Here is a 25,922-nt window from a genome sequence, read left to right on the forward strand (position 1 = left end):
CGCCGGTAGCCGCTTCCCCGCGATCAAGCAAAAGGCCCGCACCGGAAAACCGATGCGGGCCTTTTCAGTCGACACAGACGCTCGGCCAAGCGGGCGCACAAGGCTTGCAGCCGCAGGGTCTCCCTGCCCTCAGGCGTGGATCGGCTTGGCGAAAGCGGCCATTGCGGCTTCCTTCACGGCCTCGCTCATCGTCGGATGCGCATGGCAGGTGCGCGCCAGATCCTCGGCGGAGCCGCCAAACTCCATCAGCACAGCCGCCTCGTGGATCATCTCGCCGGCGCCATGGCCGATGATGTGAACGCCGAGCACCTTGTCGGTCTCCGCGTCGGCCAGAACCTTGACAAAGCCTTCCGTATGGTTCGTCGCCTTGGCGCGGCCATTGGCGATGAAGGCGAACTTGCCGACCTTGTAGGACACGCCCTCCGCCTTCAGCGCCTCTTCGCTCTTGCCGACCTCGGCAACCTCGGGGCTGGTATAGACGACGCCGGGAATGACCCCGTAGTTCACATGGCCGGCCTGTCCCGCCAGCATTTCGGCAAGGGCGACGCCCTCGTCCTCGGCCTTGTGGGCCAGCATCGGCCCGGCGATCACATCGCCGATCGCGTAGATGCCAGGAACGGTGGTCTGGTAGTGGCCGTCGGTCTTGACCCGCCCGCGCTCGTCGAGCGCCACGCCGACCTCGTCGAGGCCGAGCCCTGCCGTATAGGGACGGCGGCCGATGGCAACGAGCACCACGTCGGCTTCCAGCGTCTTCGCGGCTGCCTCGCCGCCGGCGGCCGGCTCCACCGTGACGGCGAGCTGCTTGCCGGTCTTCTCCACGGCCGTCACCTTGGACGACAGGTGGAACTCGACGCCCTGCTTCTTGAGGATGCGCTGGAAGTTGCGGGAAATGTCGGCGTCCATCGGGCCGAGGATCTTGTCCATGAACTCGACGACCGTCACCTCGGAGCCGAGCCGCCGCCACACGGAGCCGAGCTCGAGGCCGATGACGCCGGCGCCGACGACCACCAGCTTGCCTGGCACCTTGTCGAGTTCCAGCGCGCCGGTGGAAGAGACGATCTGCTTCTCGTCGATCTCCACGCCGGGAAGCGGCGCCACGTCGGAGCCGGTGGCGATGACGATGGACTTCGCCGCGATCTCCTGCTTCGAGCCGTCCTCGGCGGTCACCTCGACACGGCCGGCCGCAAGGATGCGGCCCGTGCCGTGGAACGGCGTCACCTTGTTCTTCTTGAACAGGAATTCGATGCCGCTGACATTGCCGTCGACGGTCTTCTGCTTGTGACCCATCATCGCCTTGAGATCGAGCTTCGGCTTGCCGACCTTGATGCCGAAGTCCTCGAAATGCTCGGACGCCTCCTCGAACAGTTCCGAGGTGTGCAGCATCGCCTTGGAGGGGATGCAGCCAATGTTCAGGCAGGTGCCGCCATGGGTGGCGCGCTTCTCGACCACCGCCACCTTGAGCCCGAGCTGCGCTGCCTTGATGGCGCAGACATAGCCGCCAGGTCCGGTGCCGATGACGACGAGATCAAACTGTGACATAGCATTCGCCTCTTGTTGCGTTCGTTCCGGCAGCGTCCGCTGCCATGTTTCCTGACTCAGGGGAGGATCGAGCGACCGCCGGACACGTCCAGGATCGCGCCCGTCGTGTAGCTCGCGGCGTCCGACAACAGCCAAGCAATCGCCTCGGCGCATTCCTCGGCCCGTCCGGCCCGGCGCATCGGCAGCTCGGCCGCCACGCGCGTCGCCCGGTCGGGATCGCCTCCCGAAGCGTGGATTTCCGTCTCGATGATGCCCGGACGCACCGCATTGACCCGCACGCCCTCGGCGGCCACTTCCTTGGCAAGGCCCACCGTGAACGTGTCGATCGCCCCTTTGGCGGCGGCATAGTCGATATATTGCGCCGGCGAGCCGATCTTGGCAGAGGCCGACGACACGTTGACGATGGCCCCGCCCTTACCGCCATGAGTGGTCGACATGCGGCGCACCGCCTCGCGGGAACACAGGATCGTGCCCAGCACGTTGATATCGAAGATGCGCCGCAGCCGGGCAAAGGACATGTCCGTCAGCCGCGCGGCAACGTCGACCACACCGGCATTGTTCACCAGCCCGATCAGCCGGCCGATCCTGTCCGCCTCGGCAAAGGTTCTCAGGCAATCGTCCTCGCTCGCGACATCCGCCCTAATCGCTTTTGCCCGGCCGCCACCCGCCTCGATCGCCGAGACGACGTCATCGGCGCGCTCAGGATTGGCGACATAGGTCAAGAGGACCGTTGAGCCGGTAGCGGCGAGGCGAATGGCCGTCGCAGCGCCAATGCCGCGGCTGCCGCCTGTCACGATCATGACGGTTTCGGTCATCGGCCTCTCCGTTCAAGATACCTGCGTCACCAGATCAGCGCTCCGCCAGAGCGAGCCTGGCGCCGAAACCGGCAAAGGCCACCGCAACCGTCCGGCTCATCCAGGCCATCACCTGCCTGCTGCGCAGCGCACGGGCACCAACGGCCGCCGCAAAGACGCCGTAACCGATGAACGCCACCAGCGTCAGCCCCATGAAAACGGAGCCCATGGACAGGATCTGCAGTTCCACTGCCCCCTGCCCCGGGGCCAAAAACTGCGGCAGGAAGGCGAGGAAGAACAGCGAGAGCTTCGGGTTGAGCATATTGATCAGAAAGCCCGTCCGCGCCACCGCAACCAGGTCCGCAGGCCCGGAGGTGTCACGGTCGAAGGCCAGCGGTCCAGCATTCCTGAGCGCCTGCCAGGCGAGATAGAACAAATAGGCGGCGCCCGCATATTTCAGCACCTGAAAGGCGAGTGCGCTCGCGTGCAACAGCGCGGCGAGCCCGAAGGTGGCGGCGATCAGCGCCGGCAGAATGCCGAGCGTGCAACCGAAGGCCGCGGCGATCCCCGGCAGGCGGCCACGCGCAAGGCCGGTCGCGACCGTGTAGACGACACCCGTGCCTGGGGAGAGCACCACCACCAGTGCCGTCAGCAGGAATTCCCAACCCATGATCCGCCTCCCGTTACTTTAGCTGCCCGCGAGCCGGCGGCGCACGCTGACAACGATCGCACCGTGCAGCACCAGCACCAGCGCCAGGGACACCGCGTGCTGAACCGGGCTGGCCGCACCGGCAAGCTCGCCGAAGGCAAGCGCCCCTAGCGGCAGGAACAACACCGTCGCCGTCACCAGGCCGGGGTTGGAGCGTCTCAGCGCAACCGCCTGTACGATATGCAGGACAGCGTTGACGAGCAGCAGATAGACGCCGATCAGGCCCCAGCCCGGCGATACGGCGCGCATCAACCACAGGGTCACCGCCATCGTGCCCCAGACCCCGCCGACATTGATCACGAAGACGGCGGCGACCGACAGCACCTCACGCCCCTTGCCGATCACCTCGTTGACGAAGCGGCGGAACCGGTCGCCGTCATGTTCCTCGAGCTGGTGCAGCATGTAGACGGGCAGGCCCAGGAAGACGAGGATCTCGGCCCAAGGCCAGCCGGCGGTCAGAAGCGGCGCCAGAACGAGCAGCACGACCCCGGCGAGGGCGCCGCCATAGACCCAGTTCGCCTGCAATCTTGCGATTGTCTCACGCATGGCCGCCCTCCGGAGGTCAGGTGCGCGTCCGCACCGTCGCGACGTGTCGCGGGACGGCGCGGTTCGCGCCGCCCCGGCTCGGACTTACAGGTCGAGAACGAGCCGCTTGATGTCCTCAAGGCTCTCCTTGACGCGCACGAGGAAGGTGACCGCTTCCTTGCCGTCGACGATGCGGTGATCGTAGGACAGCGCCAGATACATCATCGGACGGGCGACGATCTGGCCGTTCACGACCATCGGGCGTTCCTGGATCTTGTGCATGCCGAGAATGCCCGATTGCGGGGCATTGAGGATCGGCGACGACATCAGCGAGCCGTAAACGCCGCCATTGGAGATGGTGAAGGTGCCGCCCTGCATCTCGTCCATGCCGAGCTTGCCGTCCCGCGCCTTGCGGCCGAGTTCGGCGATCTTCTTCTCGATCTCGGCGATCGACATCTGGTCGGCATCGCGCACGACCGGAACCACCAGCCCCTTGTCGGTGCCGACGGCGACGCCGACATGGCAGTAGTTCTTGTAGATGATGTCGGTGCCGTCGATCTCGGCATTGACCGCCGGAATCTCCTTCAGCGCATGGCAGACGGCCTTGGTGAAGAAGCCCATGAAGCCGAGCTTCACGCCATGCTTCTTCTCGAACAGGTCCTTGTACGTGGAGCGCAGATCCATCACCGGGCCCATGTCCACCTCGTTATAGGTGGTCAGCATGGCGGCGGTGTTCTGTGCGTCCTTCAGACGGCGGGCGATGGTCTGGCGCAGCTTGGTCATGCGCACGCGCTCCTCGCGCGCCGCATCTTCGCCAACGGACGGCGCACGCGCGGCAGCAGGCGCCGCGGAGGCAGAGGGTTGCTGAGCCATGCCGGAGGCGACGGCGGCGATGACATCGCCCTTCAGCACCTGACCGCGCTTGCCGGAACCGGCGACCTGATCGGCGGCAAGACCCTTTTCCGCCATCATCTTGGCGGCGGCCGGGGCCGGCGGCATGCTCGTGCCGGCGGCAGCGGCCGGAGCCGGCTTCGCAGGGGCCGGCGCCTTGGCGGGGGCCGCGGCACCCGCGCCGACGGCGATCTTCAGCAGCAACTGGCCGGGCGTGACCGTGTCGCCGGTCTTGGCGGCGATCTCGACCACGGTGCCCGCGGCCGGTGCCGGGATCTCCTGGGCGGCCTTGTCGGTCTCCAGTTCGACGAGAACGTCGTCGGCCTTGACCTGATCGCCGACCTTGACGAACCACTCGCCGACATCGGCCTCCGTCACGCTCTCGCCGGCCGACGGCACCACCACGTCGACGGTCTCGGCGGATGCGGAAGCGGCCGGAGCGGGCTTGGCGCTCTCGGCCTTGGGCGCGGACGCCTTTGCGGGCGAGGCGGCGGCCGCACCCGCACCTTCCGAAATCTGTCCCAGCAGGGCGCCGACCTCGACGGTATCGCCTTCCTTGACCAGGATATCGGTGAGCGTGCCGGAGGCAGGCGCGGGAACCTCGACCGTCACCTTGTCGGTCTCCAGTTCGACGATCGGCTCATCCGCGTTCACCTTGTCGCCAGGCTTCTTGAACCACTGGGCGATGGTCGCCTCGGTCACGGATTCTCCGAGGGTGGGCACTCGAATTTCGGTCGCCATGATCAAAATCTCTTTCCGGTGGCGGCGCGGAGCAGGTTCTCGCGTCCGCGCGAGCGATGGAGTCGGGCATCCCCGGCTGCTTTGGACCGGGACGGTATCGGCTCCCGGACCTGCGCCCGGGAGCCGGAAGGGCTAGTCGGCAAACGCCTCGTCGAGGAACGCCTGCAACTGCGCCATGTGCTTGGACATCAGACCCGTCGCCGTCGCCGCGGAGGCGGCGCGGCCGACATAGCGCGGACGCGGATGCTTTGCGTTGATCTGGCTCAGCACCCAGTCCAGATAGGACTGCACGAAGAACCAGGAGCCCATGTTCTTCGGCTCTTCCTGGCACCAGACGAAGTCCGCATCCTTGAACCGCGACAGCTCGGAGACCAGCGCCTTGGTCGGGAACGGATAAAGCTGCTCGACGCGCAGGAGATAGACATCGTCGATGCCGCGCTTCTCGCGCTCCTCGAACAGGTCATAGTAGACCTTGCCCGAACACATGACCACGCGCCGGATCTTGTTGTCCGGCTTCAGCTTGATGTCGCTGTAGCCCTCAAGCTGCGCATCGTCCCACAGCAGGCGGTGGAACGCCGACCCGTCGGAGAACTCGTCGAGGCGGCTGACCACGCGCTTGTGCCGCAGCAAGGACTTCGGCGTCATCAGGATCAAGGGCTTGCGGAAGTCGCGCTTCAACTGCCGGCGCAGGATGTGGAAGTAGTTCGCCGGCGTGGTGCAGTTGGCGACCTGCATGTTGTCTTCCGCGCACATCTGCAGGAAGCGCTCCAGGCGCGCCGAGGAGTGCTCGGGACCCTGGCCCTCGTAGCCGTGCGGGAGCAGGCAGACGAGACCCGACATGCGCAGCCACTTGCGTTCGCCCGACGACAGGAACTGGTCGAAGACCACCTGCGCGCCGTTGGCGAAGTCGCCGAACTGGGCTTCCCAAAGGGTCAGGGCGTTCGGCTCCGTCAGCGTGTAGCCGTATTCGAACCCGAGCACGGCCTCCTCGGAGAGCATCGAATTGATGACCTCGTAGCGGGCCTGCCCCTCGCGCAGATGGTTCAGCGGAATGTAGCGCTGCTCGTCCTCCTGGTCGTAGAGGACCGAATGGCGCTGCGAGAACGTGCCGCGCTCGCAATCCTGGCCCGACAGGCGCACCGGATGGCCTTCCAGCAGCAGGGTGCCGAAGGCCAGCGCCTCGGCGGTCGCCCAGTCGATCCCCTCGCCGGTGTCGAACATCTTCTCGCGATTGTCGAGGAAGCGGCGGATCGTGCGGTGGATGTTGAAGCCCTCGGGCACCCGCGCCAGCGCGCTGCCGACAAGCTTGAGGTCTTCCGTCGGTACCGCCGTCTGGCCGCGCCGCGGATCGTCGAGATCCTCAGCCTGCTTCAGGCCCGACCACTTGCCGTCGAGCCAGTCGGCCTTGTTCGGCTTGTAGGCCTGACCGGCGTCAAACTCCTCGTCGAGACGGGCACGCATACCGGCGCGCATCGCCTCCAGTTCCTCGGCGGTGATCACCCCTTCCCCGATCAGCTTCTCGGCATAGATCTGCAGCGTCGTCGGATGGCTGCGGATCTTGCGATACATGATCGGCTGGGTGAACGCCGGCTCGTCCGACTCGTTATGGCCGAAGCGGCGGTAGCAGATCATGTCGATCACCACCGGCTTGCCGAAGAGTTGACGGAACTCCGTCGCGACCTTCGCCGCATAGACCACGGCTTCCGGATCGTCGCCGTTCACGTGGAAGATCGGCGCCTCGATCATCTTCGCCACATCCGAGGGATAGGGCGAGGACCGCGAGAAGCGCGGGTTGGTCGTGAACCCGATCTGGTTGTTGATGATGAAGTGGATCGACCCGCCGGTCCGGTGGCCGCGCAGCGCCGAGAGGCCGAAGCACTCGGCGACCACGCCCTGGCCAGCGAAGGCCGCATCGCCATGCAGCAGCAGCGGCAGGACCTTGGAGCGGTCGACTTCGGTGGTCTCGACCCAGTGGCCGTTGACCGCCGAAAGCTGGTCCTGCTTGGCGCGCGCCTTGCCCAGCACCACCGGGTCGACGATCTCCAGATGCGAGGGATTGGCGGTCAGCGACAGGTGCACCTTGTTGCCGTCGAACTCGCGGTCCGACGAGGCGCCGAGGTGATACTTGACGTCGCCCGAGCCCTCCACCTCGTCAGGGGCGAAGGAGCCGCCCTTGAACTCGTGGAAGATCGCCCGCAGCGGCTTGCCCATGACCTGGGAGAGCACGTTGAGACGGCCGCGATGGGCCATGCCGAGCACGATCTCCTGGACGCCAAGCGCACCGCCGCGCTTGATGATCTGTTCGAGCGCGGGAAGCAGCGCCTCACCGCCGTCAAGACCGAAGCGCTTGGTGCCGGTGTATTTGACGTCGAGGAACTTCTCGAAGCCCTCGGCCTCGATCAGCTTGTTGAGGATCGCCTTCTTGCCTCGCGGCGTGAACTCGATCTCCTTGTCCGGCCCCTCGATGCGCTCCTGGATCCACGCCTTCTCCGCCGGATTGGAGATGTGCATGAACTCGACGCCGAGGGTCGAGCAATAGGTGCGCTTGAGGATCTCGAGCATCTCGCGAAGCGTCGCGAATTCGAGGCCGAGCATGTAGTCGATGAAGATCTTGCGATCCCAGTCGGCCTCGGTAAAGCCGTAGGACGAGGGATGCAGTTCCTCGTGATCCATCTGCTCCTTGAGGTTCAGCGGATCGAGGTCGGCGTGCAGGTGACCGCGCATGCGATAGGCGCGGATCATCATCAGCGCGCGCACGGAATCGCGCGTCTGCTGCTGGACGTCGGCATCGGTCAGGGCTTTGCCCCTCTCTTCCGCCTTTGCCTTCAGCTTGTCGCCGATCGCCTTCTCCACCGGCGCCCAGTTGCCGTCGAAGGCGTTGACGAGGTCGCCCCTGGCCGTCGGTGGCCAGTCGGCACGCTTCCAGGATGCGCCGCGCGCCTCCTTGAGAACGTCGGCCGTTTCATCCGCCAAGTTGGAGAAGAAGTCGCGCCACGTCTCGTCGAGAGAGCCGGGATCTTCCTTGAAGCGCGCGTAGAGATCTTCAATATACGCTGCGTTGCCGCCGTAAAGAAACGACGTCATCGCGAAGGCATTGTTCGCGTCCTGCCGAGCCATCACCATAGCGAGGTTACCCCCGCCCGCCTGTTGAGGGGAGCCCTTTCACGCAGCGCCCCGATAAACGGATGTGGGATGAAGCAGCGCGATGCGTGTCCCGCGCCGCTCCTGTTCAAAGCGGTACACGGGAAACTTCCTTGAGGGAAGCTCCCGTGCTCCATATGTGGCTGCGAACTCGGTAAAAAACCGGTTATCGCGAAAAATCAGCCCTTGAGAACCTCAAGCAGGGTCTCGCCGAGCTTGGCCGGTGACGGGGAGACGCGGATGCCCGCCTCTTCCATCGCCGCGATCTTGTCCTCGGCACCACCCTTGCCGCCGGAGATGACCGCACCGGCATGGCCCATGGTGCGGCCCGGAGGCGCGGTACGGCCCGCAATGAAGCCGGCCATCGGCTTGCTGCGACCCTTCTTGGCCTCATCCTTGAGGAACTGAGCGGCCTCTTCCTCGGCCGAACCGCCGATCTCGCCGATCATGATGATCGACTTGGTCGCGTCGTCGGCAAGGAACATCTCCAGGATGTCGATGAACTCGGTGCCCTTGACCGGATCGCCGCCGATGCCGACGGCCGTGGTCTGGCCGAGGCCCGCGTTCGAGGTCTGGAACACCGCCTCATAGGTCAGCGTGCCGGAGCGCGAGACGACGCCGACCGAGCCCTTCTTGAAGATGGAGCCCGGCATGATGCCGATCTTGCACTCTTCCGGCGTCAGGACGCCCGGGCAGTTCGGGCCAAGCAGGCGCGACTTGGACTTCTCCAGCCGGGCCTTGACCTTGACCATGTCGGCGACCGGAATTCCTTCCGTGATGCAGACGATGAGCGGCACTTCCGCCTCGATCGCCTCGATGATCGCGGCGCCCGCACCTGCCGGCGGCACGTAGATCACCGATGCATCGGCACCGGTCGCTTCCTTGGCCTCGCCGACGCTGGCGAAGATCGGCAGCGAAGCGGCCGCATCAACCCCCGAAGTCCAGCTTTCGCCGCCCTTCTTGGGATGAACGCCGGCGACCATCTTGGTGCCGTAATAGGCCAGAGCCTGCTCCGTGTGGAACGTACCGGTCTTGCCGGTCAGGCCCTGGACGATGACCTTGGTGTCTTTGTTGACGAGAATGGACATCAGGCGGCCTCCTTCACGGCCTTGACGATCTTCTGAGCAGCGTCGTCGAGGTCATCCGCGGCGATCACGTTGAGACCGCTTTCGGAAATGATCTTCTTGCCGAGTTCGACATTGGTACCTTCCAGGCGAACGACGAGCGGCACCTGGAGGCCGACTTCCTTCACCGCCGCCAGCACGCCTTCCGCGATCACGTCGCAGCGCATGATGCCGCCGAAGATGTTGACCAGGATGCCCTTCACGTTCGGATCGGAGGTGATGATCTTGAACGCGGCCGTGACCTTCTCCTTGGAGGCGCCACCGCCGACATCGAGGAAGTTCGCCGGCTCGGCGCCGTAGAGCTTGATGATGTCCATGGTCGCCATGGCAAGGCCAGCGCCATTGACCATGCAGCCGATGTCGCCCTCGAGCGCCACATAGGCGAGGTCGTACTTGGAGGCCTCGATTTCCTTCTCGTCCTCCTCGGTGATGTCGCGCAGTTCGACGATCTCCGGATGGCGGAAGAGAGCGTTGCCGTCGAAGGAGACCTTGGCGTCGAGAACGCGCAGGCGGCCGTCCTTCATGACGATCAGCGGGTTGACCTCAAGCAGGCTCATGTCCTTCTCGACGAAGGCCTTGTGCAGGATCGGGAACAGCGTCATGCCGTCCTCGCGCGCCGCACCGGTCAGCTCCAGCGCATCGCAGAGCTTGGCCGCATCGGCCTCGGTCACGCCCGTGTCCGGATCGATCGGGAGCGTATGGATCTTCTCCGGCGTCTCCTCGGCCACGGCCTCGATGTCCATGCCGCCTTCAGTCGAAACGACGAAAGCCGGACGGCCGACGGTGCGGTCGACGAGAATCGAGAGATAAAGCTCGCGCTCGATGTCGGCGCCGTCCTCGATATAGAGGCGGTTGACGACCTTGCCGGCCGCGCCGGTCTGCTTGGTCACCAGCGTGTTGCCGAGCATTTCGGCCGCGTGCGACTTCACCTCGTCCAGCGAGAAGGCGAGACGAACGCCGCCCTTGGCGTCGGGGCCGAGTTCCTTGAACTTGCCCTTGCCGCGACCGCCGGCATGGATCTGGGACTTGACGACCCAGAGCGGGCCGGGAAGCTGCTTGGCAGCGGCCTCGGCCTCGTCGGCCGAGAAGATGGCCACGCCCTTGGCCACCGGCGCGCCGTAGGCCTTAAGAACCTCTTTGGCCTGGTATTCGTGGATGTTCATGTGTCTATCCCCGGATGGTTTTGACAGAGCTCGCCCGATGCGAGACGGGAGGCCAGCGGCCTCCCGTGAAAACGTCCTCAGGCAAGCGCCGGCTGGATCTTCTTGCAGGCCTCGACCAGGCCGTCGACAGCCGCGACGGACTTGTCGAAATTGGCCTTTTCCTCGCCTTCGAGAGAGATCTCGATGATGCGCTCGACACCGTCGGCACCGATCACCACCGGAACGCCCACATAGGTGTCGGTGAGGCCGTACTGGCCGGTCAGATGCGCGGCGCAGGGCAGCACGCGCTTCTTGTCCTTCAGGTAGCTCTCGGCCATGGCGATGGCAGAGGCGGCCGGCGCGTAGAAGGCCGAGCCGGTCTTCAGCAGGCCGACGATCTCGGCGCCGCCGTCACGGGTGCGCTGGACGATCTCTTCCAGACGCTCGGCGGTGCACCAGCCCATCTTGACGAGGTCCGGGAGCGGAATGCCGGCGACGGTGGAGTAGCGGGTCAGCGGCACCATGGTGTCGCCATGGCCACCCAGCACGAAGGCGGTCACGTCCTCGACGGAGACGTTGAACTCCTCGGCGAGGAAGTAGCGGAAGCGGGCGGAGTCCAGCACGCCGGCCATGCCGACGACCTTGTTGGCCGGCAGGCCGGAGAACTTCTGCAGGGCCCAGACCATCGCGTCGAGCGGGTTGGTGATGCAGATGACGAAGGCGTTCGGAGCATGCGCCTTGATGCCCGCGCCCACCTGCTCCATCACCTTGAGGTTGATCTCGAGCAGGTCGTCGCGGCTCATGCCGGGCTTGCGCGGCACGCCGGCGGTGACGATCACCACATCGGCACCGGCGATCGCCTCGTAGGAATTGGCGCCGGAGAGCTTGGCATCGAAGCCATCGACCGGGGAGGATTCGGCAAGGTCGAGCGCCTTGCCCTGGGGGGTGCCTTCAGCGATGTCGAAGAGGACGATGTCGCCGAGTTCCTTCAGGCCGGCGAGGTGGGCGAGCGTGCCGCCGATCTGTCCTGCGCCGATCAGAGCGATCTTGTTCCGAGCCATATCCTGTTGCTTCCCTTTACGTAAAATGGAGCATTGGCCGTTCTCAACGGTCGCGCATGGCACTAAACCCTTTGGCGCGTGCGTGCAAGCTAATCGAAGGGCTAGCGGCAGGTCCGCTGGCCCAACTCAGGCGCCGGTTTTCCTCAGGCCGGCTCGCTCAGCCAGGCCTGCGACCGCATCTCGACGAGACGCGAGATCGTGCGCTGGAACTCGAAGGCCTCCGTTCCGGTGGAGGCGAGATAGAGCCCTTCGGGTTCGGCCTCGGCGGAGACGATCAGCTTGTTGCGGTTGTTGTAGAGCGTATCCACCAGGTTGATGAAGCGCTTGGCGGCATTGCGCTGGGGCAGGTCCATCACCGGAACGCCCTCCAGCACGAATGTGTGATAGGAGAGTGCCAGGCGCTGATAGTCCGCCGCGCCGAGCGGCTTCTCGCACAGTTCGGCAAAGGTGAAGCGGGCAACGCCGGCGGCTGTGCGGGACACCGGGATCTTGCGTCCCTTCACCTCCAGTACCTCCTCGTGCGCCGGCAGCCCATGGGTGAGCTTGCGCCAGAGTTCGTCCAGCATCCGCTCGGTGCCGGCGCCCAGCGGCGACAGATAGAGCGGCGCGCCGGCAAGCTTCTCCAGGCGGTAGTCGGTGCGCGCATCAAGGCAGACCACGTCGACGCGCGTCTTGAGCAGGTCGACGAAGCCGAGGAAATGGCCCCGATTGAGCCCGTCGCGATAGAGGTCGTCAGGGGCCACGTTCGACGTCGCGACCACCACCACGCCCAATTCGAACAGCCGCGTGAAGAGACGGCCGAGAATCATCGCATCGGCGATGTCGGTCACCGTGAACTCGTCGAAGCACAGGAGACGGGTGTCGGCGGCCAGATCCGCCGCCACCGGAGGGATCGGATCATCGCCCGCGAGCCTGCCGTCCCGGATCGCGGCGCGGACCGCATGGACGCGCTCATGCACGTCCGCCATGAATTCATGGAAATGCACCCGCCGCTTCTTCTTCATCATCGCGATATCGAAGAACAGGTCCATGAGCATGGTCTTGCCGCGGCCGACCTTGCCCCAGACATAGAGCCCCCTGACGGGTGCCCTAGCGGCACCGCGCTTGCCGAACAGCCAGCCGAGAGCGCTCTTCTTGGAGGCGGGCCCGGTCTCGGCCAGCAGCGCGTTCAGCCGGTCGAGGGCGTCGGCAACTTCGGTCTGGGCCGGATCCCGCTCGATTTCTCCGGCAGCCACGAGCGCGTCGTAGCGTCCCGTGACCGTATGCGCGAGCGGAATTGTTCGCCCGTCCGGGTGCGTAGCAGCCATCAACCCGTCCCTGAAACCAGCCCGTGAAAGACCCGACCGTGGAGCCGGGTTCTGGAAAACGCAACCCTTGCCCGCAAGGGGCCTCTCCTGCGCTGGATAGCCCGAGCGTACGGCCAAGGGCAAGTGCCTGGCTCCCGCTGCCTCAGACCGTCTCGCCGGGGAGAAAGGCACGATCTACGGGCACCTGGAGGCCGGTCGCCAGGCGGTTGGTCTCGCTGGCCATGCCGACCACGGCGAGCAACTCGCCAAGTTGCTCCTCGCTCATGCCCTTGGCGCGCGCTGCGGTCGTATGGGAGCGAATGCAATACTCGCAACCATTGGCGATCGACACAGCGACGTAGAGCATCTCCTTCACGAGCGGGTCGAGCGCGCCGGGGGCCATCACCTCCTTCAGGCTCGCCCATGTCCGCTCGAGAAGCGCCGGATCATTGGCAAGGACGCGCCAGAAATTGTTGATGAAATCCGTCTTGCGGGTGGCGCGGATATCCGCGATCACCGCCGCCGCGCGAGGCGAGAGTTGATCATCTTGCAGGATCGGCCAGATCGACATCGCCTCGTCCCTTACGTCTCAACCCGTGCCCGCGGCTTCGGGCGACAGGCTCTTACCGATAGACCTGGATCGGCGCACCGGAGGTGGTGCGGCCGGAGAACGTCTCGGCGCCGGTCGCATAGAGTTCCGCGATGGTCGTGCCGCTGGCATCCTTCAGCAGCACCTGCTTGCCCTGCAGGTCCCAGGCCGAGATCGTCTGCATCTGCGGCGACGCGCAGCCGCGGGAGTTCGCGCGATACCCGCCGCTCCAGGTGGTCAGCGTCATGAAGAGCTTGCAATTGTCCGCGCCGGAGGTGATCGACCAGCCGCCGAGCATATCGCTGCGGCCGATCTCCCGTGCCCCGGCCGGGGGGCCGCTCGGGGCCGCACCGGCGCCGGGATCGACCGCAGCGACATCCGTCTGGCCCATCGGTTCACTGTAAAGCGGCTGCCCCGCCGTACCGGGAGCCGGCTCCATCGGCCGCAACGGCTCCAGCGACTGGCTCGCGACGGGGGCCGTCGGCGTTGCCGGAAGCGGGGCGCTTCGGTCTCCGTATCCCAGGCGCTGACAGCCGGCGAGCGCCACGGTCAGGCAGAGCGCGGCTGCCAGGGGGGAGCCATACCGGGAGGAACGGGTCATGATGTATCTGTCCTTGCTCGTTCTATGCTCTGGACGGTCGGCTCGCGGATCTGCAGACGGCAACGTCGCAGGGACAGTCCGTCCCCACCGGACATCTTCCGGCTTCAGCCTCCGCAGAGGCGGATTTCCCGACGCAACCCCACATCGCAGGCCCGGCCGATTCTTGTCGGTTTTGGTGACCAAATGGTTGACGCGCCTTCAATGCGGAGGCAATTGGTCCAAATCATGGCCCAGACCAAGCTGATGTCGGATCTCCGGCCTCGGCCACGAATCCGCCGCAGAGCGATGTCATGACTGCCGGGCGGTCTGGGGAGACCCGAGGAGCGGTGCTGTCTTTGTCAGGAGCATCGCATGTCGTATCGAACCGACAAGCCGCAGGCCGGCTACTACAGGAAATTGACCTACAACGATCTGGCGCAGTTCCGCGACCATCTCTTGCGGCTTGACGCGACCGCCCGCCGGGCCCGCTTCGCCATGCCTGCAAGCGATGCTTTTCTGCGGTGCTACGCAGACACCAGCTTCACGCTCGGAACGGTGATTCACGGCTATTTCGTCGATGGCTGCCTGCGCGCGGTCGCCGAATTGCGCCCGTTCGAGGATCGCGCCATCGCCGAGGCCGCGTTCTCGGTCGAGCCTTGCTGCCAGCAGACAGGCATCGGCACCCGGCTGATGGAGCTGACGCTGATCGCCGCCCGCAACCGCGGCTGCCGGCATATCTACATGAACTGCCTCGCCACCAACCGCGCGATGCAGCAACTGGCGCGCAAGTTCACCGCGGACCTGACATTCGAGATGGGCGACATCGTCGGCCGGATCGAGCCGCGCAGCTTTTCCGCGTTCAGCCTGGTCCGCGAAGGGCTCGCCGACCTGTTCGGGCTGATCGGCGCGCTGACGGACCGCTCCCGCAGACCGATCGGCGGGTGAAGGCCCGCGCGGCTGGTGGCCGCATGTCAGGCGATCCGGCGCATGGCCACCGGGCGGAACAGCCCGTCCTCAAGAGCCAGATTGATGCGCCGGCGCAGCTCATGAAACGCATCGCGCAACGCGTCGCGCCCGACCAGCCGCGACGTATGCGGGCCCACGCACCAGTCAAGCAACCGCGCATGGGTCGGCCAGACCCGGCGCGTTGCAGCCAGCGCGGCGGCGCTCAGGCCGACCACCACATCCGGCACCGGAGCATGTGGCAGCGCGAACAACTGCCAGCTCTTGGGCTGGAGATCTGCCGCTGACAATCCATGGGCGGCGAGCACACGCTCGACACCTTCGGCAAGGCGGGGCGCCGGCGAGAGGCCGGCGGAGAACGCGCGAATGCTGCGACCGTCATCTGCGTTCAGATAGGCTTCGGCCATCGGGCTGAGCCTGGCGTTGTCATCGCACAGGAACAGGACATTCACAGTCATCGGTACTCCTTGCTGCACGCATGGCCCATTCGCATGGCAGATGGGCATTGCGTACGCCGGTTTCCACCGCCGGCCCCACGACGACAGCACAACGAATCGGATTTCCGCCCCCGCGCAGGTGATACGGAGGATCGGAAACGCCAATATGACGAGCAGGGAGAGAGTTCAGGGCGAAAAGACGGCAATCAGAAGGCGCAGCCGGCGTCCGATGCACCCTGCCGCATCATGCGAAACTGTCGTAGGCGGCCAGCGCCTCCGCCCCATAGATCATCGAGGGGCCACCGCCCATATAGACCGCGACACCGATCGCCTCGAGCACCTCTTCGCGCGTTGCCCCATACTTCGCGGCCGCCTTTGCATGGTAGGCAAGGCAGCCATCGCAGCGCGCCGCAATACCGATCGCCAGGGCGATCAGTTCCTTGGTCTTGGAATCGAGCGCTCCCGGTCCGATCGCAGCTTTCGCGGTCTCGTGGAAGCCCTTGGCAACGCCGGGTATCCCGCTGCGCAGCTCCGCCATCCTAAGATCCGTCTGATCAAGAAAAGCACTCCAGTCGTTGACAGCCATGATGCGTCATCCCGCGTTGATTTGAGTGCGGCGACGCTAACCGCGCGGCGAGAGACGGACCTTGCGCTGGATCAAGCACGGAGGCTTCCGCTTGACCGGTCGATGCAATCCGGTCACCTCTTCGCCGAGCGCAACCAACCGGAAGACCGCCCATGCCCTTCGCTATCTGGTGCATTCTTGCCGCCGCCATCCTGCCCATTGTCTCCGCGTTTCCGGGCAAGCTCTCCAAGGAGTTCGACAATGCGCGCCCGCGCGATCCGGACTACTGGAAAGAGGGGTTTCGCGCCCGCGCCGCCGCCGCCCAGGCGAACGGCTTCGAGGCCCTGCCGCTGTTCGCCGCGGCCGTCATCGTCGGGCTGTGGCAAGGCGGCAATCCGGACTGGATCGACCGGCTGGCCGGCCTGTTCATCGGTGCGCGGCTGATCTTCATCTTCTGCTATTGGACCGACCGGGCAACGCCCCGTTCCCTGGCCTGGGCCGTCGGCTTCCTGTCCAGCGTGGCGATCTTCACCAGTCCGGCCTGGAGCTGAGGCAACGCGAAAGGGCCGCCCGATCTGTTCGGGCGGCCCTTCGGCAGATGCAAAGCCGGCGGCGGTGCGTCAGACGCGGCGCTCGACCATCATCTTCTTGATTTCGGCGATCGCCTTGGCCGGGTTCAGGCCCTTCGGGCAGGCCTGTGAACAGTTCATGATCGTGTGGCAACGGTAAAGGCGGAACGGATCCTCGAGGTTGTCGAGGCGCTCGCCGGTCGCCTCGTCGCGGCTGTCGATCAACCAGCGATAAGCCTGCAGCAGGATCGCCGGGCCGAGATAGCGGTCGCCGTTCCACCAGTAGCTCGGGCAGGATGTCGAGCAGCAGGCGCACAGGATGCACTCGTAGAGGCCGTCGAGCTTGGCGCGGTCCTCATGGCTCTGGCGCCACTCCTTCTCCGGCGCCGGCGTCGTCGTCTGCAGCCAGGGTTCGATGGAGCGGTGCTGGGCGTAGAAGCGCGTCAGGTCCGGCACGAGATCCTTCACGACCGGCATGTGCGGCAGCGGATAGATCTTCACCGGGCCGTCGCCGATCTCCTCCATGCCGCGGGTACAGGCCAGCGTATTGGTCCCGTCGATGTTCATCGCGCAGGAGCCGCAGATGCCCTCGCGACACGAACGACGGAAAGTCAGCGTCGGATCGATGTTGTTCTTGATGTAGATCAGGCCATCCAGAACCATCGGGCCGCAATCGTCGAGGTCAACGAAATAGGTGTCGACGCGCGGGTTGCGGCCATCATCCGGGTTCCAGCGATAGATGCGGTATTCCCGCAGGTTGGTGGCGCCGGCCGGCTTGTCCCAGACCTTGCCCTGGGTGACCTGGGAGTTCTTGGGAAGCGTCAACTGTACCATGTCTCGTCGCTCCGCGTTTCGGTCGGCCGAATTCGGGCCAGCCGTCCATTCCGTTCACGTTCCAGCCGCTCAGGCAGCACGCCTCAGCAGCACATTGTCTTTCGTTTCGCCTTCGACCCGATAGCCGGAGGCAGCGAGCACGGCGAGGCAGTCTTCCTGCCAATGCTCGCGGCAGTTGGTTTCCAGTAGGATCGCACCGGGGTGGCCGCTCGGATCCGTCGACCTGATATAGGGCAGCAGAACCCGGTCTTCGTATCCCTCGACATCGACCTTCAGAACGTCGACTCGCGTCACGCCGTGGCTCACCAGGATCTCCGCCAGCGGCTCCACGCGAACCTGGCGCGGCCGCCAGTCGCCCTGCCATTCCTCCGTCAGGTCCGGCAACAGGGTCGCAAAGCCGCAATTGCTGGGCTCGCTCCACAACTCCATCGTTCCGCGGCGTTCGCCGACGGCAACCGTCGCCAGATCTATTCCCGCCAGTCCGTTGGCGGCGATGTTGAAGGCAAGGCGCCCCGCCGTTTCCGGATTGGCCTCCACCGCCAGAACGGTGGCGCCGCAGCGCGCTGCGGCAAGGCTGTAGCTGCCGACATTGGCCCCGACATCGACGAAGACCGTGCCCGGCCGCAGATGGGCGGCGAGAAACCGCCGCTCGGCCCGCTCGGGCAGGCGCTGCCGCGCCAGGATCTTGCGGTCGTCATAGTTGGAGCCGGGATAGAGCCGGAAGCGGATGCCTTCCACCTCTGCATCGAAGGGGCCCGCGAACAGGTGGGCAACGACCGCCCGCAGCTTCTTGCGTAAGGTCGGTGCGAGATCGTGCCAATCGGCGAGCCGCCACGCGAAACGCGCCAGTCCCCGGGCCCGGTAGGTCCCGAAGGGAGAGGTCGTATCGACGAGTGTGGCTGCCGCCGTCATGTCCGCAGGGCTCCAGGCGCACCGGCAAAGCCTTCAAGGCCCGGTCGGTGCGCAGTCTCCATCAGTAGACGCGCGCCTTCGGCGCGATCTTCTTCGGGTCGATGCCGCCTTCCTCGTAGGTGGTCAGCGGCTCGGTGATCACCGGGCGATACTTGAGCGTCACCTTGCCGGCCTCGTCGACCCAGGCAAGCGTGTGCTTGCGCCAGTTCTCGTCGTCGCGACCGCCCATCGGACCGTCCTTGTAGTCCTCGCGGGCATGGGCGCCACGGCTCTCCTTGCGCGCTTCGGCGCCGAAGACCGTGGTGATGGCGTTGGCCATCAGGTTCTCAAGCTCCAGCGTTTCCACCAGATCGGAATTCCAGATCATCGAGCGGTCGGTGACCTTGAGGTCGGCCATCTCGCCCCAGATCTGGGTCAGGCGCCGGCAGCCCTGCTCCAGGCTTTCCTGGGTGCGGAAGACGGCGGCGTCCTCCTGCATGGCGCGCTGCATCTTCTCGCGCAACTGCGCGGTCGGCGTGCCGCCATTGGCATGACGGAGCCGGTCGAAATGTCCCATGATCCGGTCGCAGCAGGCTTCGTCGGGCGTCGGCACCGCCGACTTGCGATCGATCACCTCGCCGGCCTTGATCGCCGCAGCCCGCCCGAAGACGACAAGGTCGATCAGCGAGTTGGACCCGAGGCGGTTGGCACCATGCACCGAGGCGCAGCCCGCCTCGCCGACGGCCATCAGACCCGGTTGGATGGCATGCGGATCGTCCGCCGTCGGGTTCAGCACCTCGCCCCAGTAGTTCGTGGGAATGCCGCCCATGTTGTAGTGAACGGTCGGCAGGACCGGGATCGGCTCCTTGGTCACGTCGACGCCGGCGAAGATCTTCGCCGACTCGGAAATGCCCGGCAGGCGCTCGCCCAGGATGGCCGGATCGAGATGGTCGAGATGCAGGAAGATGTGGTCCTTGTTCTTGCCCACACCACGCCCCTCGCGGATTTCCATCGTCATGCAGCGCGAGACGACGTCGCGGGAAGCGAGATCCTTGGCCGAGGGAGCATAGCGCTCCATGAAGCGCTCGCCCTCGGAGTTTACGAGATAGCCGCCTTCGCCGCGCGCGCCTTCGGTGATCAGGCAGCCGGCGCCGTAGATTCCGGTCGGATGGAACTGCACGAATTCCATGTCCTGCAGCGGCAGGCCGGCACGCGCCACCATGCCGCCGCCGTCACCGGTGCAGGTGTGGGCGGACGTCGCCGAGAAATAGGCCCGGCCATAGCCGCCGGTGGCCAGCACCACCATCTTGGCGGCGAAACGGTGAATGGTGCCGTCGTCGAGATTCCAGGCGATGACGCCCTGGCAGATCCCGTCCTCGGACATGATCAGATCGAGCGCGAAATACTCGATGAAGAACTCGGCATTGTTGCGCAGCGACTGGCCGTAGAGCGTGTGCAGGATGGCATGGCCCGTGCGGTCGGCGGCGGCGCAGGTGCGCTGCACCGGGGGGCCATCGCCATAGTTCTGCATGTGGCCGCCAAAGGGACGCTGATAGATCCGGCCGTCCTCGGTGCGCGAGAACGGCACGCCGTAATGCTCCAGTTCGTAGACCGCCTTCGGCGCCTCGCGGGCCAGATACTCCATGGCGTCGGTGTCGCCGAGCCAGTCGGAGCCCTTCACCGTGTCATACATGTGCCACTGCCAGCAGTCGGGCGTCATGTTCTGCAGCGAGGCGGCGATGCCGCCCTGCGCCGCGACCGTGTGGGAGCGGGTCGGGAAGACCTTGGAGATACAGGCGGTCCTGAGACCCTGCTCGGCCATGCCGAGCGTCGCCCGCAGGCCGGCGCCACCGGCTCCCACGACCACCACGTCATAGCGGTGATCGACGAAGGAATAGGCTTGTCCTGCCATGGTGTTCAGCCTCCGAAGCTGATCTTGAGGACGGCAAAGATCGACGCAAGGCCGATGAACGCCGAAAAGAAGGTGTTGGCCATCAGCGCCAGGAACTTGGTCAACTCGCCGTGCACATAGTCCTCGATGATGACCTGCATGCCGAGCTTCATGTGATAGGTGCCGGAGACCACCACCATCAGCATGACGATCGCCACCAGCGGATTGGCGAGGGCGGCCGCGACCGATGCGTGATCATCGCCCTGCAGGGCAATGATCAGGATCACGAAGAAGGTGATCAGGAAGACATTGGCGACGGCGGTGACGCGCTGGCGCCAGAAATGCATGGTGCCGTCCCTGGCGGAGCCGAGGCCGCGAACGCGCGCGAGCGGTGTGCGCATGTCAGTCATGGGTCGAGCCTCCTTCAACGAACCGCATAGCCGACGACCCACAGCAGGATCGTCAAGGACACGGAACCGATGATCGTCGCGCGGGCGAGCCACTCACGGGCCTCGGGACCGAATCCGTGTCCCATGTCCCAGATGAAGTGCCGCATTCCGCCCAGCATGTGGTGGACCAGCGCCCAGGTGAAGCCGAACAGCACCAGCCGCCCGAGAATCGACCCATACAGAGTGTTGACGAAGTCGAAATACTCCGGCCCCGCTGCTGCCGCCACCAGCCACCAGGCAACAAGGATCGTGCCGAAATACAGCGCCCCGCCCGTGATGCGGTGCAGGATCGACATGACCATTGTGAGGATGGGTTTGTAGATCTGGAGATGCGGCGAAAGCGGCCGGCTGTTTCTCGTCCCGACGTCCGACATGGATTGTTCTCCCGTCTCCCTCATCGGCTTACGCTTACGTAAACGTTAGCTAAATCAGGGCCTTGTATACCCGCCTTCTAACTCCATCGGACGGGTACGTCAAAATATCCTGTCGGATAAGACGGAGCACGGATTTCGATGCCGATCCAAAGCAGGCTTCGACGCGTGCGGCGGCCGGTCGGCGCTCCACCGCCCGAAACGCCTTACCTATACGTCAGACGCTTGTGCAGATGTACCATCATCACGGTGGCGAAGATCGGCGTCAGCAGGTTGAGCAGCGGCACGGCGAGGAAGGCGGCGATTGCCAGCCCAGCCAGGAAAACGGTGCCCGAATGGGCGCGTCGCAATGCGCGCGCTTCTTCCGGCGGACGAAACCGCGTCGCCGCGAACTCGAAGAACTCGCGGCCGAGCAGATATCCGTTGATCACGAAGAAGGCGACCAGATTGACGCCGGGCACGAGCAGCAGCAGCAAGGCCAGAAGGTTGCCGGCGATGACGATGCCGGCAAACTTGATCGCCTGCGGCAGGGCCACCGACAGCGGCAGGGCCTTGCCCGGCGGGTGCGCCGGATAGTCGTCACGCTCCACCACCTCGGCGATATCATCCTGCAACAGGCCGGCGATGATCGCGGTCACGGGTGCGACGAGAAAGCCGAGCAGGAAGATCACCCCGATGCCCGTCAGCAGCGACAGGACCGTTTCAAGCCAGGGATAGGGCAGGCTGACCAAGGCCGCGACGGCACCGTTCAGGGCGAGCCAGACCACGAACAGCAGCGCCAGGGTGTAGCCGAGCGTCTTCCAGAAGATTGCCCGCAAGGGGGGCTCGAAGATCTGGGTGAGCGCGCGCAGGGCGGAGGAAATCATATCGGGAACGCGGTCCTTGTCGCGGGCTGTTTCGCCCCTCACTTAGGAAGCCGGCGCGTCCACCACAAGCCGGTCCGGCTCACCGGTCGACGGGCCGCCAGGCAAGATCCGGCGCCGGGGCATTTCGCTCCTGCAGCGCCTGCCGCGCGAAGGAATAGAAGAAGCCCCCGCCCGCTGGCTGGTCATGCCTGCGATCGATCGCCCAGCCGCCAAGATGGCACTTGAGCAAGGTGCCGACACCGCCATGGCCGACGAAAAGCACCCACTCGTCCTCCGGGATGCGCTCCAGATGCACCGCCACCCGGTCGACGATTCGGGCCTGGGCATCGCAGGCCCGCTCCCAGCCGCGAACGCTGGTGTGCGGGCTCCCGAAGAACGCATCGGCCACGCGCTCGAATTCTTCCGGCGGCAGGAAACCCGTCGACGACCTGTCGTTCTCGTGCATCAAGTCATCGACCACCAGTTCGAGACCGAAGCGATCGGCGAAGACCGCAGCCGTCTCGATCGCCTTCCTCTCGCCACTCGAGACGATGTGCCCGAGGGAGGCGAATTCCGGCCGCAGCAGGCCAAGGCGGGCGCGCCCGAGCCCCTTCTCGGACAGGCTCCAGTCGGGGACGGGAACGTCGGGATCGATGCGCACCTGCGGATGGGTAAGATAAAGACAGTCGGCGGGCCCCAGCACCATCTTCAGCCCTGCCCCTCGGCCCATCTGCGAATCAGCCAGTGGGCGATGGAAAGCGGCGGCGGCACCTTCAGGCCCTGGGGATGGGCATCCGCCAGCATCGCCGTCACCTCGTCGCGAGAGAACCAGCGACAGGCCTCAAGTTCGGCCGCGTCCATGGTGATGTCGCGGCTGAGCGCGGTACCGTGGCAGCCGATCATCAGGGACGCCGGGAACGGCCAGGGCTGGCTCGCCATATAGCTGACGGCACCGACCCGGATACCGGATTCCTCGAACACTTCCCGGCGCACCGCTTCCTCGATCGTCTCTCCCGGCTCGATGAAGCCGGCAAGGGTGGAAAACACCCCCTCCGGCAGGCGCGGCGGACGCCCCATCAGGCAGGCGTCGCCATCCGTCACCAGCATGATCGCCACCGGATCGGTCCGCGGAAAATGCTGACCACCGCAGGCGGGGCAGTCGCGCCGGTATCCGCCCAGCGCCATGACGCTGGGGGCCCCGCAGCGTGAGCAGAAGCGATGGCTTGTGTGCCAGTGCAGCAAGGCACTGGCCTGAGCCAGCATGCCGAGTTGCGGGGGCGGCAGCACTCCCTGTAGCGCCAGGGAGCGGATGTCGATCAACTTGCGTCCACCCGCCTCGATGCGCACCGGGTCCGCCGCCAGCGCGGCGGCAAAGACCGGTGCCCGCGTATCGGGCTGGAAGCCGAGCAGGATCGTCTCTTCCTTCTCGATCGGGGCAAAGACCGCCCCGGCCTGCTCCTGCCAGAGCACGGACAGCGGCCCGCTGTCCGTCCCCACCAGCGGCTTGCCCTCGCAGAAGAAGACGAAGCGGGCCTGCGGATTGCTCCGGTGCCCTGCCATCCACTCCGCATCTCCGCGATATTCGGACAGACGCTCCAACGGATTGCCATGATAGGCAAACCCGAAGGCGGTATCGGGTGTGTTGGTCATGCTGAAACGGTCCTCGGCTCAGGTCGCGTGGCTGGTGAACGGGACCCAGGCGTCCTTCGGCAAGCGACCGGCAATCGCGGCAGCCAGCGCTTCGGCCTGCCCGGCAGCGTAGGGCACCGCAGGGCCCGATCCCCACACGGGGCCCGGCCAGGCGACATCTCCCTCACGGCGGGCGATGACATGAACATGAAGCTGCGACACGATGTTGCCCAGCGCTCCGACATTCAGCTTGTCGCATCCCGTCTCCGCCTTCAGGGCCTCGCTGGCAAGGGCGATCTCACGCATCAGAACGGCTTGCTCCGCCTCAGCCAGATCGATGATCTCGACGAGGTCCGGCCGGCGCGGAACCAGCAACAACCAGGGAAATCGGCTGTCTCGCATGAGGCGCAGGGAAGACAGCGACAGATCGGCGACGGCCAGGCTGTCGGCCGCAAGCCGCGAGTCGAGACTGAAGGACGCCATGAATGCTCCGTCGGGAGGCGGGCTGGGACAGGAAAGCGCACTATAGCCGCCGCAGATGCCAGCGCCAGCCCTTCGCGAAGCAGCGTTTCCCGTTGACGGGGCTCCTCGCGAAAAGGCATGCCAGACAACAGAAACGACAAGGCCGGAACCGCCGGCGAGAGGGAGGACGCCGATGCTGCCTGAGGCAACGAGCTACGAGGACCTTGCCGCGCGTTTCGCCTGGCAGGTGCCGGAGCGGTACAATATCGGCCTCGACATTTGCGACAAGTGGGCCGACGTCGACCCGGAGCGCACGGCGATCATCGCCATCTCGGAAGACGGCCGCCGGGAGGTCGTCAGCTTTGCGGCCCTGAAGGCGCTGTCCAATCGCATCGCCAATCTGCTTTGCCGCGATGGTGTCCGCCAGGGCGACCGGGTCGCCGTCCTGTTGCCGCAAGCGGTGGAGACAGCCGCGACCCACATCGCCGCCCTCAAGATGGGTGCGATCACCATCCCGCTGTTCATGCTGTTCGGCGACGAGGCGTTGGCCTACCGGCTCGGCAATTCCGGTGCCCGCGCGGTCGTCACCAATGCCGAGGGCGCAGCCAAGCTCGCCCGGATCCGCGATCAGCTTCCCGATCTACAGATCGTCTATACGATCGATGGCGCGGCTCCCGGCACCATCGATCTGCATGCGCAACTCGCAAGCCAGTCCGCCGCCTTCACGCCGGTCGACACGCTGGCCGACGATCCTGCGATCATCATCTACACCTCCGGCACCACCGGCCAGCCAAAGGGCGCGCTGCATGCCCAGCGGGTGCTGCTCGGCCACCTGCCCGGCGTCGAGATGAGCCACGATCTCTTTCCCCAGCCCGGGGACCGCATCTGGACGCCTGCCGACTGGGCCTGGATCGGCGGGCTGCTCGACGTGCTGATGCCGGCGCTGCATCACGGCATCACCGTCGTCGCCTGCCGCTTCCGCAAATTCACCGCAGAGGCCGCGTTCAAGCTGATCGCCGAGGAGGGAATCCGCAACGCCTTCCTGCCGCCCACCGCACTCAAGATGATGCGGGCCCATGGCGAGCCGGCGGCGGGCCTGCGTCTCAACATGCGAACGATCGCCAGCGGCGGCGAGACGCTGGGTGCGGAGCTGGTGGAGTGGGGCCGGCGGGTGTTCGGCGTCACCATCAACGAGTTCTACGGCCAGACCGAGTGCAACATGATCGTCTCATCCTGCGCGCGGCTGATGCCGGCGCGGCCGGGTATCATGGGCCGTGCGGTGCCCGGCCACGACCTTGCCATCGTCGATGCCACGGGCACGCCGCTCCCCGACGGCCAGCAGGGCACGATCGGCGTCCGGCGCCCAGACCCGGTGATGTTCCTCGGCTACTGGAACAACCCCGAGGCGACGCAGGCGAAGTTCGCCGGCGATTACCTGCTGACCGGCGACATGGGCGTGCGCGATGCCGACGGCTGGCTGCGCTTCGTCGGACGGGACGACGACGTCATCACCTCGGCCGGTTATCGCATCGGCCCCGGCGAGATCGAGGATTGCCTGATCGGTCACCCGGCCGTCGCCATGGCAGGCGTCGTCGGCAAGCCGGACCCGGCGCGCACGGAAATCGTCAAGGCCTATGTGGTGCTGGCGGAGGGACATGCACCGTCGCAGGCCTTGGCGCGCGAGCTGCAGGACTTCGTCAAGTCGCGGCTCGCCGCGCACGAATATCCGCGCGAGATCGCCTTCGTGGAGGCCCTGCCGATGACGACGACCGGCAAGATCATCCGCAAGGACCTGCGCGCCCAGGCGGTCGCCGAGACCGGGGAGAGCGGGGACCGCCGGTGATCCTTGCGGGATTTCCCCTTGCATCGGCGGGATAAAATCACGATATAGGGC

At 65.7% G+C, this 25,922-nt stretch carries 26 protein-coding genes; 3 read left to right on the top strand and 23 right to left on the bottom strand.

Annotation, left to right across the window (positions count from 1 at the left end; translation table 11 throughout):
• Nucleotides 1–129: 129 nt before the first annotated feature.
• From lpdA to P2PM1_RS12140, 12 genes are all read right to left on the bottom strand, one after another.
• A complete protein-coding gene (gene lpdA, locus P2PM1_RS12085; RefSeq protein WP_371636671.1) occupies nt 130–1,692 on the bottom strand; it encodes a dihydrolipoyl dehydrogenase in 1,563 nt (520 codons plus the stop codon).
• On the bottom strand, nt 1,596–2,354 hold the full coding sequence (locus P2PM1_RS12090; protein ID WP_186399217.1) for an SDR family oxidoreductase: 759 nt from the start codon (nt 2,352–2,354) through the stop codon (nt 1,596–1,598). Before P2PM1_RS12090 ends, lpdA begins: the two co-directional genes overlap by 97 nt.
• A 34-nt stretch (nt 2,355–2,388) precedes the next feature.
• Nucleotides 2,389–3,003: a LysE family translocator gene (locus tag P2PM1_RS12095; protein WP_186388711.1), complete on the bottom strand. Its 615-nt coding sequence runs from the start codon at nt 3,001–3,003 to the stop codon at nt 2,389–2,391.
• Between the two features lie 18 nt (nt 3,004–3,021).
• Entirely contained in the window at nt 3,022–3,588 is a 567-nt protein-coding gene (locus tag P2PM1_RS12100) for an HXXEE domain-containing protein (RefSeq protein WP_186399218.1), read from the bottom strand.
• Between the two features lie 84 nt (nt 3,589–3,672).
• Complete coding sequence (odhB, locus tag P2PM1_RS12105) at nt 3,673–5,199, bottom strand: 2-oxoglutarate dehydrogenase complex dihydrolipoyllysine-residue succinyltransferase (RefSeq protein ID WP_186399219.1); 1,527 nt, start codon at nt 5,197–5,199, stop codon at nt 3,673–3,675.
• Between the two features lie 132 nt (nt 5,200–5,331).
• The gene (locus P2PM1_RS12110; RefSeq protein ID WP_186397137.1) at nt 5,332–8,316 is read right to left on the bottom strand and encodes a 2-oxoglutarate dehydrogenase E1 component; all 2,985 of its coding nucleotides are present in this window, start codon (nt 8,314–8,316) and stop codon (nt 5,332–5,334) included.
• Between the two features lie 203 nt (nt 8,317–8,519).
• Nucleotides 8,520–9,428 carry a succinate--CoA ligase subunit alpha gene (gene sucD / locus P2PM1_RS12115; RefSeq protein WP_186388708.1) on the bottom strand — a complete coding sequence of 303 codons (909 nt, stop codon included), beginning with the start codon at nt 9,426–9,428 and terminating at the stop codon, nt 8,520–8,522.
• Nucleotides 9,428–10,627: an ADP-forming succinate--CoA ligase subunit beta gene (sucC, locus tag P2PM1_RS12120; protein ID WP_186397136.1), complete on the bottom strand. Its 1,200-nt coding sequence runs from the start codon at nt 10,625–10,627 to the stop codon at nt 9,428–9,430. The genes sucD and sucC overlap by 1 nt, the downstream gene beginning before the upstream one ends.
• 77 nt (nt 10,628–10,704) lie before the next feature.
• Complete coding sequence (gene mdh, locus P2PM1_RS12125; RefSeq protein WP_186388706.1) at nt 10,705–11,667, bottom strand: malate dehydrogenase; 963 nt, start codon at nt 11,665–11,667, stop codon at nt 10,705–10,707.
• A 143-nt stretch (nt 11,668–11,810) separates the two neighbouring features.
• The gene (gene zapE, locus P2PM1_RS12130) at nt 11,811–12,974 is read right to left on the bottom strand and encodes a cell division protein ZapE (protein WP_186397135.1); all 1,164 of its coding nucleotides are present in this window, start codon (nt 12,972–12,974) and stop codon (nt 11,811–11,813) included.
• 142 nt (nt 12,975–13,116) lie between these two features.
• Nucleotides 13,117–13,524 carry a carboxymuconolactone decarboxylase family protein gene (locus P2PM1_RS12135; protein WP_186397134.1) on the bottom strand — a complete coding sequence of 136 codons (408 nt, stop codon included), beginning with the start codon at nt 13,522–13,524 and terminating at the stop codon, nt 13,117–13,119.
• Between the two features lie 52 nt (nt 13,525–13,576).
• Entirely contained in the window at nt 13,577–14,143 is a 567-nt protein-coding gene (locus P2PM1_RS12140) for an AprI/Inh family metalloprotease inhibitor (protein WP_186388703.1), read from the bottom strand.
• Nucleotides 14,144–14,494: 351 nt separating this feature from the next.
• On the opposite strand from P2PM1_RS12140, the gene P2PM1_RS12145 reads away from it, so the two are divergent.
• Nucleotides 14,495–15,067 carry a GNAT family N-acetyltransferase gene (locus P2PM1_RS12145; RefSeq protein ID WP_186388702.1) on the top strand — a complete coding sequence of 191 codons (573 nt, stop codon included), beginning with the start codon at nt 14,495–14,497 and terminating at the stop codon, nt 15,065–15,067.
• Between the two features lie 26 nt (nt 15,068–15,093).
• Here the strand turns inward: P2PM1_RS12145 and P2PM1_RS12150 are convergent, their stop codons facing one another.
• Both P2PM1_RS12150 and P2PM1_RS12155 read right to left on the bottom strand, forming a co-directional pair.
• The gene (locus P2PM1_RS12150; RefSeq protein ID WP_186388701.1) at nt 15,094–15,543 is read right to left on the bottom strand and encodes a low molecular weight phosphatase family protein; all 450 of its coding nucleotides are present in this window, start codon (nt 15,541–15,543) and stop codon (nt 15,094–15,096) included.
• 223 nt (nt 15,544–15,766) lie between these two features.
• Complete coding sequence (locus P2PM1_RS12155; protein WP_186388700.1) at nt 15,767–16,108, bottom strand: carboxymuconolactone decarboxylase family protein; 342 nt, start codon at nt 16,106–16,108, stop codon at nt 15,767–15,769.
• Between the two features lie 152 nt (nt 16,109–16,260).
• Between P2PM1_RS12155 and P2PM1_RS12160 the strand changes: the two genes are divergently transcribed.
• Nucleotides 16,261–16,638, top strand: coding sequence for an MAPEG family protein (locus P2PM1_RS12160; RefSeq protein ID WP_186388699.1), 378 nt, complete (start codon nt 16,261–16,263; stop codon nt 16,636–16,638).
• A 69-nt stretch (nt 16,639–16,707) separates the two neighbouring features.
• On the opposite strand, the gene P2PM1_RS12165 is transcribed toward P2PM1_RS12160, so the two are convergent.
• From P2PM1_RS12165 to P2PM1_RS12205, 9 genes are all read right to left on the bottom strand, one after another.
• On the bottom strand, nt 16,708–17,490 hold the full coding sequence (locus tag P2PM1_RS12165) for a succinate dehydrogenase iron-sulfur subunit (protein ID WP_067223334.1): 783 nt from the start codon (nt 17,488–17,490) through the stop codon (nt 16,708–16,710).
• A gap of 69 nt (nt 17,491–17,559) precedes the next feature.
• The gene (locus tag P2PM1_RS12170; RefSeq protein ID WP_186399220.1) at nt 17,560–18,402 is read right to left on the bottom strand and encodes an FkbM family methyltransferase; all 843 of its coding nucleotides are present in this window, start codon (nt 18,400–18,402) and stop codon (nt 17,560–17,562) included.
• Nucleotides 18,403–18,463: 61 nt separating this feature from the next.
• Nucleotides 18,464–20,293, bottom strand: coding sequence for a succinate dehydrogenase flavoprotein subunit (sdhA, locus tag P2PM1_RS12175; protein ID WP_186399221.1), 1,830 nt, complete (start codon nt 20,291–20,293; stop codon nt 18,464–18,466).
• A gap of 5 nt (nt 20,294–20,298) precedes the next feature.
• Entirely contained in the window at nt 20,299–20,682 is a 384-nt protein-coding gene (gene sdhD, locus P2PM1_RS12180; RefSeq protein WP_186388696.1) for a succinate dehydrogenase, hydrophobic membrane anchor protein, read from the bottom strand.
• Nucleotides 20,683–20,696: 14 nt separating this feature from the next.
• Nucleotides 20,697–21,095 (bottom strand): succinate dehydrogenase, cytochrome b556 subunit, encoded by a 399-nt coding sequence (sdhC, locus tag P2PM1_RS12185; protein ID WP_186388695.1) that lies wholly within the window; start codon nt 21,093–21,095, stop codon nt 20,697–20,699.
• 203 nt (nt 21,096–21,298) lie between these two features.
• Nucleotides 21,299–21,958: a sulfate transporter family protein gene (locus tag P2PM1_RS12190; RefSeq protein ID WP_186399222.1), complete on the bottom strand. Its 660-nt coding sequence runs from the start codon at nt 21,956–21,958 to the stop codon at nt 21,299–21,301.
• Nucleotides 21,959–22,037: 79 nt separating this feature from the next.
• Nucleotides 22,038–22,667, bottom strand: coding sequence for a histidine phosphatase family protein (locus P2PM1_RS12195; protein ID WP_244301487.1), 630 nt, complete (start codon nt 22,665–22,667; stop codon nt 22,038–22,040).
• Nucleotides 22,646–23,587 carry an NAD(+) diphosphatase gene (gene nudC / locus P2PM1_RS12200; protein WP_186399223.1) on the bottom strand — a complete coding sequence of 314 codons (942 nt, stop codon included), beginning with the start codon at nt 23,585–23,587 and terminating at the stop codon, nt 22,646–22,648. The genes P2PM1_RS12195 and nudC overlap by 22 nt, the downstream gene beginning before the upstream one ends.
• Nucleotides 23,588–23,605: 18 nt before the next feature.
• A complete protein-coding gene (locus P2PM1_RS12205) occupies nt 23,606–24,049 on the bottom strand; it encodes an HIT domain-containing protein (RefSeq protein ID WP_186388692.1) in 444 nt (147 codons plus the stop codon).
• A gap of 172 nt (nt 24,050–24,221) precedes the next feature.
• Between P2PM1_RS12205 and P2PM1_RS12210 the strand changes: the two genes are divergently transcribed.
• Complete coding sequence (locus P2PM1_RS12210; RefSeq protein ID WP_186399224.1) at nt 24,222–25,871, top strand: acyl-CoA synthetase; 1,650 nt, start codon at nt 24,222–24,224, stop codon at nt 25,869–25,871.
• Nucleotides 25,872–25,922: the final 51 nt, after the last annotated feature.

Source organism: Stappia sp. P2PMeth1 (genome assembly GCF_900185735.1).
Classification (GTDB): Bacteria; Pseudomonadota; Alphaproteobacteria; order Rhizobiales; family Stappiaceae; genus Stappia.